13 protein-coding genes are annotated in these 12,484 nt (G+C 74.1%); 6 read left to right on the top strand and 7 right to left on the bottom strand.

Going from position 1 to position 12,484, the window contains the following annotated elements; genetic code table 11:
• The first annotated feature begins 49 nt into the window (after nucleotides 1-49).
• A complete protein-coding gene (locus tag ABT238_RS19705; protein ID WP_350566877.1) occupies nucleotides 50-406 on the top strand; it encodes an arsenate reductase family protein in 357 nt (118 codons plus the stop codon).
• Nucleotides 407-433: 27 nt separating this feature from the next.
• Here ABT238_RS19705 and ABT238_RS19700 read toward each other — a convergent pair whose 3' ends face one another.
• Nucleotides 434-904: a pyridoxamine 5'-phosphate oxidase family protein gene (locus ABT238_RS19700; protein ID WP_350566879.1), complete on the bottom strand. Its 471-nt coding sequence runs from the start codon at nucleotides 902-904 to the stop codon at nucleotides 434-436.
• An 86-nt stretch (nucleotides 905-990) separates the two neighbouring features.
• On the opposite strand from ABT238_RS19700, the gene ABT238_RS19695 reads away from it, so the two are divergent.
• Nucleotides 991-1,551, top strand: coding sequence for a DUF1697 domain-containing protein (locus tag ABT238_RS19695; protein WP_350770125.1), 561 nt, complete (start codon nucleotides 991-993; stop codon nucleotides 1,549-1,551).
• 195 nt (nucleotides 1,552-1,746) lie between these two features.
• Nucleotides 1,747-2,292: an FHA domain-containing protein gene (locus ABT238_RS19690; RefSeq protein ID WP_350566883.1), complete on the top strand. Its 546-nt coding sequence runs from the start codon at nucleotides 1,747-1,749 to the stop codon at nucleotides 2,290-2,292.
• A gap of 69 nt (nucleotides 2,293-2,361) precedes the next feature.
• On the opposite strand, the gene ABT238_RS19685 is transcribed toward ABT238_RS19690, so the two are convergent.
• On the bottom strand, nucleotides 2,362-3,324 hold the full coding sequence (locus ABT238_RS19685) for a DUF1152 domain-containing protein (RefSeq protein ID WP_350566886.1): 963 nt from the start codon (nucleotides 3,322-3,324) through the stop codon (nucleotides 2,362-2,364).
• A gap of 102 nt (nucleotides 3,325-3,426) precedes the next feature.
• On the opposite strand from ABT238_RS19685, the gene ABT238_RS19680 reads away from it, so the two are divergent.
• Complete coding sequence (locus ABT238_RS19680) at nucleotides 3,427-4,029, top strand: DUF6891 domain-containing protein (RefSeq protein ID WP_350770091.1); 603 nt, start codon at nucleotides 3,427-3,429, stop codon at nucleotides 4,027-4,029.
• A 73-nt stretch (nucleotides 4,030-4,102) separates the two neighbouring features.
• On the opposite strand, the gene ABT238_RS19675 is transcribed toward ABT238_RS19680, so the two are convergent.
• Both ABT238_RS19675 and ABT238_RS19670 read right to left on the bottom strand, forming a co-directional pair.
• Nucleotides 4,103-4,546, bottom strand: a complete 444-nt coding sequence (locus ABT238_RS19675) for a hypothetical protein (RefSeq protein WP_350770077.1) — start codon at nucleotides 4,544-4,546, stop codon at nucleotides 4,103-4,105.
• Between the two features lie 116 nt (nucleotides 4,547-4,662).
• Complete coding sequence (locus tag ABT238_RS19670) at nucleotides 4,663-5,319, bottom strand: TetR/AcrR family transcriptional regulator C-terminal domain-containing protein (protein ID WP_350770065.1); 657 nt, start codon at nucleotides 5,317-5,319, stop codon at nucleotides 4,663-4,665.
• Between the two features lie 110 nt (nucleotides 5,320-5,429).
• Here ABT238_RS19670 and ABT238_RS19665 point away from each other — a divergent pair, with 110 nt between their 5' ends.
• A complete protein-coding gene (locus ABT238_RS19665) occupies nucleotides 5,430-6,956 on the top strand; it encodes an FAD-dependent monooxygenase (RefSeq protein WP_350770048.1) in 1,527 nt (508 codons plus the stop codon).
• A gap of 116 nt (nucleotides 6,957-7,072) precedes the next feature.
• Here ABT238_RS19665 and ABT238_RS19660 read toward each other — a convergent pair whose 3' ends face one another.
• Both ABT238_RS19660 and ABT238_RS19655 read right to left on the bottom strand, forming a co-directional pair.
• The gene (locus ABT238_RS19660; RefSeq protein WP_350566897.1) at nucleotides 7,073-7,837 is read right to left on the bottom strand and encodes a hemerythrin domain-containing protein; all 765 of its coding nucleotides are present in this window, start codon (nucleotides 7,835-7,837) and stop codon (nucleotides 7,073-7,075) included.
• Between the two features lie 283 nt (nucleotides 7,838-8,120).
• On the bottom strand, nucleotides 8,121-9,245 hold the full coding sequence (locus tag ABT238_RS19655) for an alpha/beta hydrolase (RefSeq protein WP_350566899.1): 1,125 nt from the start codon (nucleotides 9,243-9,245) through the stop codon (nucleotides 8,121-8,123).
• A 385-nt stretch (nucleotides 9,246-9,630) separates the two neighbouring features.
• Between ABT238_RS19655 and ABT238_RS19650 the strand changes: the two genes are divergently transcribed.
• Nucleotides 9,631-10,374, top strand: a complete 744-nt coding sequence (locus tag ABT238_RS19650; RefSeq protein ID WP_350566902.1) for an SDR family oxidoreductase — start codon at nucleotides 9,631-9,633, stop codon at nucleotides 10,372-10,374.
• A gap of 60 nt (nucleotides 10,375-10,434) precedes the next feature.
• Here ABT238_RS19650 and ABT238_RS19645 read toward each other — a convergent pair whose 3' ends face one another.
• Nucleotides 10,435-12,159 carry a carbohydrate-binding module family 20 domain-containing protein gene (locus ABT238_RS19645; RefSeq protein ID WP_350770005.1) on the bottom strand — a complete coding sequence of 575 codons (1,725 nt, stop codon included), beginning with the start codon at nucleotides 12,157-12,159 and terminating at the stop codon, nucleotides 10,435-10,437.
• Nucleotides 12,160-12,484: the final 325 nt, after the last annotated feature.

The raw sequence follows: 12,484 nt of genomic DNA, 5'->3' as shown, positions 1-12,484 counted from the left end.
CCGACGCGGGCGCGGCGGCCGGACGGGGAACGGTCGGTAGGCTGGCGGGATGGAGATCTGGATCAACCCGCGCTGCGGGAAGTGCCGTACCGCGCTGAACGGGCTGACCGGCGCGGGTGTCACGTACACCGTGCGGCGCTACCTGGAGGACCCGCCGAGCGTCGCCGAGCTGGAGCAGGTGCTGGAGCGGCTCGGCCTGGAGCCGTGGGACATCACCCGGACCGACGAGCAGGTGGCCAAGGATCTCGGCATGAAGCAGTGGGGCCGGGAGGCGGGCGACCGCGCGCGCTGGCTCGCGGCGATGGCCGAGCACCCGATCCTGATCCAGCGCCCGATCATCACCGCGGACGACGGACACGCCGTGGTCGCCCGCACCCCGGAGGCCCTGTCCTCCGTCCTGCCCTGAGTCCCCGCCCCTCGGGGACGGCGGCCCTCAGCGGCGCTCGAACCGCCGCACCGGCTCGCCAGGCCGCCAGGAGCTGATCCGCACCGCGTCCCCCTCGACGGTGGTGTGCACGACCTGCTCCAGCTCCAGCCGGAAGGCGTGGTACGGGCCGGGCGGCGGCTCGGACAGCTCGGCCTCGTAGGCGGCGATGTCCGTCTCGTCGGTGAGCTCGACGGCCCGGCCGGACAGCTTGGAGTCGCCGTCGGCCAGCGTCTCGTCGCTCGGGTTGCTGTGCAGCGCGAAGCGGGGGTCGCGGCGCAGGTCGAGGGCCTTGACCGCGCCGAGCATCGACCCGAGCATCAGGTCGGCCCCGACGAAGTCCACCTCGATGCCGCTCACCCGGGGCGAGCCGTCGCTGCGGAGCGTCGCCAGGACGTGGTGCTTGTTGGCCTCGAAGCGGGCCCGCACGGCGGGGGCCAGGTCCGGTGCCTCGTGCTCGAAATCCTGCCAGGTAGCCATGGCGCCAGTGTGGCACCGGGCGCCGACGACCGCCGTCCGGTGCCGGTGCCGTGCCCGGTGTCGGTGCCCGGTGCCACACTGGCCGGGTGACCACTACCACCACCTACATCGCCTTCCTGCGGGCCGTGAACGTCGGCGGCCGGACGGTGAGGATGGAGCGCCTGCGCGCGCTGTTCGGCGAGCTGGGCCTGGAACGCGTCGGCTCCTACATCCAGAGCGGCAACGTCTTCTTCACCGCCCCGGCCGCCGGCGCGGCGGGGCGGGCCGCGCTCACCGAGCGGATCGAGCACCACCTGGAGGAGCGGCTGGGCTTCCCGGTGCCGGTGCTGCTGCGCACGGTGGACGAGGTGCAGGCGGTGCTGGACGCCGAGCCCTTCGCGGGTGTCGAGGTCACCCCGGACGTCCGGCTCACGGTGAACTTCCTCTCCGAGCCGCTGCCCGCCGACTTCCCGGTCCCCTACACCTCGCCGAAGGGCGACTACGAGGTGATCGGCGCCGACCCCGGCACCGCGTACGTGGTGGTGCACCTGAAGGACGGCAAGTGGGTCACCAGCGGTGCGCTCTTCGGGAAGTCCTACCGGGGCTCGGTCACCTCGCGCTTCCTGCACACCACGGCCAAGATCCTCGCCGCCGCCCGGAAGGCCTGACGCCGCCCACGCCCCCCCGGAGACCCCGCTGGCACCACCGCCCGGTCCGCGCCGCGGGGGCGGTACGGCCGGCCGGCGGGAGGCCGGGCGGCGGGAGGCCGGGCGGCGGGCGGCTGGTGGTGGGTGCGGGCTTCCTGATGGAGTGGCGGTCCGGGGAATCTGGACAGGTCGGCGGGGGCGGCCGAGAATCGGTCCATGATGTCGCGTGAGAACCGGACCCGGGTGGTCAGGCCGTCCGAGGCCGAGCGGGAACGGGCGCTCGGGGTGCTGCGGGAGGGCGCGGGGAACGGCCGGCTGTCGCACGACACCTTTCTCGGGCGGCTCGACCTCGTCCTCCACGCGGGCAGCCGCGCCGAGCTGAACGCGGTGATGGCGGACCTGCCGGCCGGGAACCCGGTGGGACGCTTCGCGCTGCGCGCGGTGGGGCGGGTCTCCGCGTTCGGGGTGCGGCTGGGCGAGGCGTGGCGCTCCGAGCGGCTGCCGGGACTGAGCCTCCCGGAGGCCGGGTCCGGGCAGTTGACGATAGGCAGGATCCCCGGGTCGGGGCTGCGGCTGAACGACGCGTCGGTCTCCCGGCACCACGCCGAGCTGCGCCGGGAGGGCGACGGCTGGGTGCTGTACGACCTCGGGTCGACCAACGGCACCCACGTGAACGGGTTCCGGATCGTCGGCGGGGTGCGGGTCCGGGCGGGCGACCAGGTGCGGTTCGGCAACCTGGAGTTCCGGCTCGCCTCGGCCTGAGCCCCGCGGCGCCGGTCCGGGCCGCGCGGCCCCGGCCGCCCCGCCGCCGGGACCGTCGGTGCCCGGCTGTCAGTGCGGGAACTGGCGGGGCGGGCGCTGGGCGGGCAGCGAGTCCTGGAACTCGCCGATGGTGCTCGCTATCTGACGCATCAGCACGGTCTCCTCCAGCCGGTCGAGGTAGCGGTGCTCGCCGGCCAGCGCCTCCACCGTGACGCCGAAGTAGAGCGTCATCAGCGGATTGACGAAGAGCGTGCTGTTGCTGGTCCGGGCGGTGAACCGGACGTCGCCGAACTCGCCGCGCAGCGCGGCCGCCACCGAGCCCTGGACGATGCTCGGGTGCGCCGGGAACGCCGCCCGGGCGTGCTCGACGGCGTCCAGGTAGAGCACGCCCTCGCGGCTGTCGCGCGGGACCGAGAAGGCGCCGAGGTAGCCGCCGGCCCGTTCGAGCGCGGCCAGGTTCTCCAGCACCAGCGCGTGGTTGACGCCGTGGTAGGCGTCGATGCCGAAGCCGAGGCAGGCGACCAGGCGCTCCGGGACCTCGGTCAGGCCGGCGACCGCGGCGAGGCTGGCCATGTCCTCCTCGGGCGTGCCGAGGCCCGCCTCGTCGCCGCGCATCAGGATGTCGGTGCCGCCGTCGACCAGCAGGACGGCGTCGATCCCGAGCCGGCCGGCCAGGGCCCGGTAGGCGGCGCGCAGCGGCTGCACGCCGGTCCGCGGGAACGCCCAGACCGCCTCGGGCATGCCGTGCAGCCGGAGCCAGCGGGCCAGCGTCCGCTCCGGGAAGTAGCCCTCGGGGGCGGGGGTGTCGGGACCGACGAGGGCCAGGTCGGGCTCCTGCCAGACCTCGGCGGGCAGGGCGTCGAGCGCGCTGAAGGAGAGGTTGGCGAGGTGCACCTCCTTGCCGGCCGCGCGCAGGGCGAGGGCGAGCGGCAGGCCCGCGTAGACGTCGAATCCGCCGCCCGCGCCGGCGATCAGGATGCGCTCGGCGGCGAGCAGACGGGTGATCAGCGGGGGCTGGAGAAGGGAGGTCACCGGGGGACGGTAGCACTGCGGTCGCGGGCCGCGGCAGGCGGCGATCGGACGGGCCGGGTCGTCGGCGGCACCAGTGTCAGTGGCGGGTGCTTGGATGCGGGCATGGACCAGGACACCGTGCAGAGCACCCTTGCCGCCGAGGTACTGCGGGACGCCGAGGAGCGGGCCCGCGAGCTGATCCGGTGCGGCTTCCAGGAGCCGGACGAGATAGCCGAGTCCCTGGCCGAGGACCTCGACGACCAGGGACTGACGGTGGAGGAGGCGGAGCGGATCGTCGCTCCGCTGTGGCAGGAGCGTCTGCGGGAGCAGGCCGCCTGGCCGGAGACGACCGACGTCGACCGGCTGGAGGCCGCCTTCGACGCCCTGGAGGAGCTGGGCATCGTCGCCGCGATGGACTTCACCTGCTGCGCGGGCTGCGGCTACGCCGAGATCGGGGGCGAGGCCGACGAGGACTCGCGCGGGTTCGTGTTCTTCCATCAGCAGGACACCGAACGGGCCGCCGGGGGCGGCGGGTTGATGCTGCGGTACGGCGGGTTCCAGGTGGACGGCGAGCCGACGGAGGCGGCCGTGCGGCGGACGGCCGGGGTGGGCCGCGACGTCGCCGCGGCGCTGACGGCGGCCGGGCTTCCGGTGGAGTGGGACGGCTCACCGGAGACGGCGATCGCGGTCACGCCGATCAGCTGGCTCAACCGCCTGCCGGAGTAGCGGTCGCTCGCCACCCCTTCCCGGGACGGCGGACGACGGCCGGCAGACGGCAGACGACGGCGGCGGGCAACGGTCAGCGGACGACCTGGAGTTCGGCGCTGTGCTCGCGCGCGTTCGCGTGGCGCAGGGTGACCGTCACGGCGCCGATGACGGTCGCCTTGTCCTCGGTGAGGGTCCTGGTCTCGTCGCCGAGCCTGACCTCGGCCGTGGTGTCGGTGATCCGGCCGACGGTCAGCCAGAGGGTCTTGCCGCTGCCGAAGACCTCGATGGTGTTGGCGGCCTCGGAGGAGTCGGTGCGGACGGTGACGGTGCAGCTGATGTCGTCGAGGCAGACCGAGACGCCGCCCTTGCACGCGGTGAGGCCGGCGCCGAGGAGCAGCACGGCGCCGGCCGCGAGGGCGGCCGTGCGGACGGCCGGTACCCGGCGCCGGCCGGGCCGGGGCGACGGGCCGGGGCGACGGGCCGGACGTGGAGCCGGGCGGTCATCCTGGTGGCGAGCGGCGGGCACGCTGGTCATGGCACCGACGGTAGGCGGGCACCGGGGTGCCGGGCATCGGCCCCCGGCGGTACCCGGCCCCTGGCCCATCCCGGATTCCGCGACCCGCCACCACCCGGCCGGGCGGGGGTAAACCCCTAGGGGGCGGAGGGAGTTGACAAAGGCTTCAGCGAGGCTCCGACGCCGGCCACGACGATCGCCAGACCGCGTTCGAAGCGCTGCTCGAAGTCGCCGAAGATCTCCCGGCCCGCGGCGGCGGCGAGGGCGTGCTCGGGGTCGATGCCGGCGGCCCGCCGGTCCGGGTCGTAGCCGGGTGCCCGCTCCCCCGGCACCGGGTGGACGGCCTGCTCCTCGATGACGAAACCGATGGTGAACGCGTACGCGGTGGTGAGGGCCAGCACGGCGTCGGCGAGGGCGAAGCCCGCCCGGTCGAAGACGGCGAGCAGGGCGTGCTGCCCGCCGGTGTGCCCGGAGTCGGTGAGCCGGGTGCCGCTGAAGACCTTGGCGCCGTCCCGGTAGCCGAGCAGCCCGTCGCGCAGGGTGCGGCAGGTGCCGGCGAGCGCCTCCCGCCAGTCGTCCGGGAGCTCGGGCGACCCGGCCGACATCCGGCGGAGCATCTCGGTGGCCATCTCGTCGAGCAGCGCCTGCTTGTTGGCGAAGTGCCAGTACAGCGCGGGGGCCTTGACGTCCAGCTCGGTGGCGATCCGGCGCAGGGTGAGCCCGTCCAGCCCGGTCTCGTCGAGCAGGCGCAGGGCGGTGTCGACCACCTGGGCGCGGTCCAGCTTCGGCGGCATGTCGCGCTCTCCTCCACGGCGGCTGCTCTCGTTCCGGCCTTGACAATTTAACACCGTTAAGCCGATGCTTCCGGATGTCCGCCACTTAACAACGTTAAGGAGAGTGTGCGATGGCGCACGCCCAGAACCGGAACAGTACGGACGTCCTGATCGTCGGCGCCGGGCCGACCGGACTGACCCTCGCCTGCGACCTGGCCCGGCGCGGGGTCTGCGCGCTGCTCGTCGAGCAGGCCCCGGCGCTGTTCCCCGGCTCGCGCGGCAAGGGCCTCCAGCCCCGCACCCAGGAGGTCTTCGAGGACCTCGGCCTGCTCGCCGCCGTGCACGCCGCCGGCCGCCCCTACCCACGCATGCTGAGCTGGGAGAACGGCGAGCGGCAGGGCGAGTGGGACCTCGTCGGGGCCCCCGGGCCGGACCCGACCGTGCCGTTCCCGGCGGTCTGGATGCTCCCGCAGTGGCGCACCCAGGAACTGCTGCACGACCGGCTGCGCCAACTCGGCGGCGAGGTCGCCTTCGGCACCGCGCTGAGCGGCCTCGACCAGCACCCCGACCGGGTCGAGGCCCGGCTGACGGGCCCCGACGGCACCGTCCGCACGGTGACCGCCCGCTACCTGGTCGCCGCCGACGGCGGGCGCTCCACCGTCCGCAGGGCGGTGGGCATCGCGATGACGGGCGAGCAGGTCGACCCGCGCCCCGCCCTGGTCGCCGACGTCGAGATCGACGGCCTGGACCGCGTGAACTGGCACTGCTGGCCGAAGGCGCCCGGCGGTGCGCTGCTGCTCTGCCCGCTGCCGAGCACCACCGCCTTCCAGCTGTTCGCCCAGTTCGGCGCCGCGGACGGCGGCGGCGGCGCCGAGGACGGCGCGGAGCCCGACGCCTCGGCGGAGGGCGTGCGCCGGACGATCGCGGCCCGCACCCACCTGCCGGAGTCCGCCGTCGGCGCCGTGCACTGGGCGTCCGGGTTCCGGCCGCGCGCGGCACTCGCCGAGCGGTTCCGCGAGGGCCGGGTCTTCCTGGCCGGCGACGCGGCGCACATCCACTCCCCGGCCGGCGGGCAGGGCCTCAACACCAGTGTCCAGGACGCCTACAACCTGGGCTGGAAGCTCGGCCAGGTGCTACGGCACGGCGCCGACGAGGCGCTGCTGGACAGCTACGAGCAGGAGCGGCTGCCGATCGCCGCCGACGTGCTGGAGATCTCCACCCGGCTGCACCGCGCGGGCGGCGTCCGGGCCGGCGGACTGCGGCGCGGCCCGCGCACCGAGCAGCTCGGCCTCGGCTACGAGGACGGCCCGCTGACCGTGGAGGCGCGCCCCGGCCTGCCCGAGGACGCGCTGCGGGCCGGCGACCGGGCCCCCGACGCCCCGCTGGACGGTGCCGAACCGGACGGCGCGCCGGTGAACGCCATGGCCGGGCGCCGGCTCTTCGAGCTCTTCCGCGGCCCGCACGTCACCGTGCTCGCGATCGGCCGCCCGCTGCCGCGACTGCCCGCCGCGGTGCGCGGACACCGCGTCGACGGCGGCCTCGCGGAACGGACCTACGGGCCGGGCCTGTTCGTCGTCCGGCCGGACGGCTACCTGGGCCTGGCCACCCACGACCCGGCCGACCTGCCGGGCTACCTGGCCCGCTTCGGCCTGCGCTGAGACCCGCGCCCGGACCGCGGGCCACGGACCACAAGCCACACCCCACCCACCGTCCAGGCATACGCTGCCGGCATATGCCACGCGCGTAGATCAACGACCCGCGAAAGACCCGGCGCTCACTCGCCCGCCGCGTCCCAGGCGCCGGGCGCCCCCCACAGCGGCGCCGTGCACCGCTGGTAGGTGGCCTGCCAGTGCGGCCAGTGCCGGGCCACCATGTCGTCGCAATCGGCGAGCAGCCGCTCGACCACCGCCGGCTCGACGCCGTCCAGCAGCCAGGCGAGCGCGTCCGGACTGCCCGGGCCGTCGGCCGAGACCAGCACGTCCAGCAGCTCGGGCAGGCTGCCGACCCGCGAGTTCTCCGCGAAGACCCGCTCCATCCGCGGCAGCAGCTGGCGCTCCTCGATCCGCAGGTGGGTCTCCAGCCGGGCCGCCAGGTCCTCGATGGCGTAGGCCACCGGCCAGACCGAGCCGGTGTCCCGGCTGGCGATCCGCACCAGGGTGGTGACCCGGGTGAACGAGTGGTCGAGGTTGTGGTGGTCCGCCTCCAGCCAGTTCAGCAGCAGCCGCAGCTCGGGCGCGAACCGGCGCACGATCGGCCAGATCCGGGTGTCCTGCTGCTCGTGGTGGCAGGTCAGCATGGCGGTGACGAAGGTCCAGTGCCGCAGGAGCGCGGCCCCCTTCTCGTCCTCGTCGGGCTGCAGCAGTCGCAGCGCGTTGGGCAGCCTGGCGAGGTCCCGGCGGAGCGCGGCGTGCACCAGCCGCAGTCCGGCGAAGCGGACGGCCTGCGGTTCCTCGTCGACGATGCGCTCGTGCGCGGGGCCGCCCTGGGCGGGCACGGCCGGCGACACGGGGGACGCTACGGGCAGCAGGTAGCTGGGCATGGCACTCTCTTCACGCTTGGGCCGGGCTTGGCTCGACCTGACACAACGGGCGGGCTGGCGCTCCCACCACAGTGATGAGAGGACATCAGAGGCGAATCAATGTCCGATTGACGTGCAGCTCAGCGGCCGTTCGACCCGCTCCGGCAGGCGCCCGGGCAAACGCGGCGCAACATTCCGGCGCGACCGTCCCGCGCATCAGGACGAGGGCTCGTCCGGGCGGTCGGCGAAGGCCGGCGGGGCCCGGCGATCCGCCGAGCCCCGCCCGTTCCCGGCCCCTGCGGGCTCAGTCGCCCTGCGGCCCCGCGAGGTTCTTGCTGAGCCACTGCAGGGTGTCCGGGATCATCTTCTTGAAGTCGGTGGTCAGGTGCTTGCCGCCGGGCTGCTCGTAGTACTCGACGGTGAGCGGCGGCACGGCCTTGGCGACCCAGGCCTTGACCAGCTTGGTCTCGTACGCGTTGGCGCCGCCGGCGGTGGCCAGCATCCGCACGTCGGACTTGCCCTGGGCGACCAGCAGCTCCGGGCTGTTGGCCTGGCGCTCGGCCTCGTGTCCCTTCCAGAGCGGCGAGTCGGGGTTGAAGTAGCCGTCGATCGGGACGGCGGCCTTGAAGGTCTCCGGATGCTGCAGGGCCAGCTTGGCGCTGCAGAACGCGCCGGTGGAGGCGCCCATCAGGCCCCAGCCGTCGCGGCCCTTCACGGTGCGGAAGTTGGCGCGGACGAAGTCGGGGATGTCCTCGGCCATCCAGGTGCCCATCCTGGGCTGGCCCGGGATGTCGGCGCACTCCAGGGCCTTGGCCTCGTTGGATTCGAGGTTCTGCACCGGCATGATCATGATGAACGGGTGCGCCTTGCCCTGCTTGACGAGGTCGGCGTCGATCTCCTGGATCGGCAGCTGGTTGTCGGTCCAGGTGTTGTAGCCGGCGCTCTGACCGCCCGCGTACAGGGTGAGCACCGGGAAGCCGGTCCTCGCGTACTTGGGGTCGTTGTACTCCGGCGGGAGCCAGACCCACACCTTGCCGGTGACCCCGGACTTCGGACCGGTCAGCGTGGTCATCATGATCTGACCGGCGGCGGTGTCCCTGGCCTTGCTGAACGCGGCCTGCGGGCCGGTGGGCATCAGCACCTTGCCGGACGCCGCGGGCGGCGCCGTCGTGGCCGCGGCGGTCGTGGCCGGCGCCGTCGTGGCCGGGGCGGGCGTGGCCGCGGGCGAGCCCGAACCCGCCGACGGGGAGCCGGCCGCCGAGGACGAGGAGGAGGACGAGGCCGGCGAGGCGCTCCCGCCCTTCGCCGCGTCCCCCGACGCCCCCGCGTTCCCGCCGTCCGAACTGCCGCAGGCCGCCAGCGCGGCGGCCAGGGTGAACGCGGTGGCGCCGGTCAGCACGGCGCGGAAACGGGAGGACTGCGGCTGCACGGTGAGAACTCTCCGACCGGTGTCACGCCCGCTCCCACGGAGCCGGGCGGCGGCCCCCGGGTGGGGCCGGACAGACCCGGGGCACGACTGAGTGCGGGACCCCCGGGAGACCGCGCGCCGCCCTCACGGAGGCGCGCCGTCCTGCGATCTTATGACGTGCCCCGCCACACCCCGGTTGCGCGTTGGCCAGCACCGATCCAATGTTTGCTCCCGATCGGGTAAAGCCCCCGGCCCACCCCTCCCAACCGGCGGGCCCCCGCCCCCGCCACTCGACGGGGTCCGCCCGGACCGCCGGGCGCGAGGCCGGGCACGAGGCCGGGCACGGGTGACTCCGGGGCCCGGATCCGTCACGATCGGAGCACCCGACCGACCCGAGGAGCCCGCCATGTCGGAACGCATCGCCGTCGTCACCGGAGCCGGAAGCGGCATCGGGCGGGCCGTGGCGCTCGAACTCGCCGCCGGGGGGTGGCGGCTGGTGCTCGCCGGGCGGCGGGAGGAGGCCTTGCGGGAGACCGCCCGGATGAGTGGCGCGCAGACGGCCGCCGTGCCGACCGATGTCACCGATCCGGGGGCCGTGGACGCGCTGTTCGGGGCCGCGGTCGAACGCTTCGGGCGGGTCGACCTGCTGTTCAACAACGCCGGGACGTTCGGCACCGCGGCCACCGTGGACGAGCTGGACGTCGACGAGTGGCGGGCGGTGGTCGACCTCAACCTCACCGGCGCCTTCCTCTGCGCCCGCGCCGCGTTCCGGCAGATGCGGGCGCAGCGGCCGCAGGGCGGGCGGATCATCAACAACGGCTCCATCTCCGCGCACGCCCCGCGCCCGCGCTCGGCCGCGTACACCGCGACCAAGCACGCCGTCACCGGGCTGACCAAGTCCCTCTCCCTGGACGGCCGTCCGTACCGGATCGCCTGCGGGCAGATCGACATCGGCAACGCCGCCACCGAGATGACGGCCGCGATGAGCAGCGGCGTGCCGCAGGCGGACGGCCGGATCGCCGTGGAGCCGACGATGGACGTCGCCGACGTGGCCCGCACGGTGCGGCACATGGCGGAGCTGCCGCTGGAGGCGAATGTGCAGTTCGCGACGGTCATGGCGAGCGCGATGCCCTACGTCGGCCGCGGCTGAGCCGGAACGGCGACGGGGCCCCCGTCCCGCCGGAGACGAGGGCCCCTGATCGAGCGGCGGCTACGGGCGCCAGGTGTCGTTCAGCGTCACCTGGCCCGAGGCCGGCACGGTCGCGGTCCGGTTGGCGCCGGACTCCCAGGTGACCGCGCCCGAGGCGTCCTTGCGGATGTACTTGTACTCGAAGGACGTACCGGCGGGCATCGCCACGTCGAGCTTCCAGAGCGGGTAGGCGGCCGACGAGAGCGGCAGCGCACCGGCCGTGTTCCAGTTGCCGAGCGCGGCGTTGTCGCCGACGAGGTGGATGTTCTGCCCGTAGACGGTGGTCGCGCCGACGGCGAAGGAGGCCCCGCCGGTGACCACCGTGCCACCACCGGGCGCGCCGACGTACAGCGCGACGGCGTCGCCCGCGCCGACGGTCGCGGTGAACCGCCCGTCCGAGCCGACCGTGTAGGACGGGCCGGTGCAGCCGCCGGCCGCCGGGTCGCCGTGCTGGACGTCGCAGTAGGAGCCGGCCGGCAGCGAGGTCTGGAAGGTCCGGGTGATCGGCCCGCTCTCCCGGTTGACCGCCACGAAGCCCTTGCCGCCCCGGCCGAAGGCGATCGCGTTGTTGCCGTTGGACCACCAGTCGGTGAGCCCGGTGCCGGCCACCGCGTTGCGGAAGCCGACCATGTTGGCCACCTGCCGCCAGGCGTGGGTGCAGTTCCAGCCGTCCTGGTAGCAGGCGTTCACGGTGCCGCCGTTCGGCGGGCCGTCGTCGTGGCCGGTGAAGGCGTAGCCGGAGTACACGTTGGGCGAGCCGTACGGGTGGGCCAGCATGAAGACGTTGGCCAGGGTGTACGTCGAGCCGTCCTTGTGGGTCAGCGTGGAGCCGTTGCGCTCGGTGTCCCAGTTGTCGACGAAGGTGCGGGCCTTGTCGGTGGGCAGCAGGCCGCTGCCCCAGCCGGAGAGGTCGGCGAGCCGGCCGCCCTGGAAGGCGCTCTTCAGCCAGGTGCCGGAGCGGAACTCGTCGACGTCGCCGGTGCCGGTGTACTCGGAGGGCTGGACCGGCTCGCCGGCGCCGTAGATGACCTCCTGCACCCAGTAGGCCTGGGGCTTGGCCGTCCTGGCCTTGATGGCGGCGAGGTCGGCGGCGGCGATGTGCTTGGCGGCGTCGATCCGGTAGCCGTCGACGCCGAGCGAGGCCAGGTCGTCGAGGTAGCGGGCGACGGTCTGCTGGACGTAGGCGCTGCCGGTGTCCAGGTCGGCGAGGTTGACCAGCTCGCAGTTCTGCACGGTGGAGCGGTCGCCGTAGTTGTTGCCGATCGCGGTGCGGCAGGAGTGGAAGTCCCAGTCCTGGTAGAAGCCGGGGTAGGTGTACTTGCCGTAGCCGGTGCCGCCGGTGCCGGTGCCCGAGCCCGCGGACATGTGGTTGATCACCGAGTCGGCGATCACCTTGACGCCGGCCGCGTGGCAGGTGTCGATCATGCGCTTGAAGGCCGTCCGGTCGCCGAGGCGCCCGGCGATCTTGTAGCTGACCGGCTGGTAGGAGGTCCACCACTGGCCGCCCTGGATGTGCTCCTGGGGCGGCGAGACCTCGACGAAGCCGTAGCCCTTGGGGCCGAGGGTGTCGGTGCAGGCCTTGGCGACCGAGTCGAAGCGCCACTCGAAGAGCGTCGCCGTGACGTCCCTGCCGTTGCCGGGCGGGGCGGCCCGGGCGGCGGGGGCGGCGCCGAGGGCGGCGGTGAGGGAGAGCGCGAGGGCCGCCGAGGCGGTGAGCGCGCCGACTGCGCGAGCAGGGGTGACCACGTTGTCTCCTGAGGGGGTGGCTGAGGTGGGGGCAGCCCGGGAACCACGCGTGAAAGCTTGCTGAAACGTTTCAGAAACTTGCAGCGCTGAACCTAGAGGCCCGACCGGGGGCCGTCAATACCCCGCGCACCGGCCCGCGCACGACACAGGGCCCGGCGGTCGCACCCGCCGGGCCCTGCCCCTGTCTCACCTGGTTGTCGCCGGTTCCACCGGCGCCGGGTCAGCTCGTGGCGATCGAGGTGTCGTCGATCACGAAGCTGGTCTGCAGCGACGCGTCCTCGGTGCCGTTGAACTTGAGGGTCACCGTCTGGCCGGCGTAGGCCGA

The sequence above is a fragment of the Kitasatospora sp. NPDC001527 genome (genome assembly GCF_040298605.1).
Lineage (GTDB): Bacteria > Actinomycetota > Actinomycetes > Streptomycetales > Streptomycetaceae > Kitasatospora.
The sequence above is the reverse complement of the archived record's forward strand: the minus strand, read 5'-3'. Positions and strand labels throughout refer to the sequence as shown.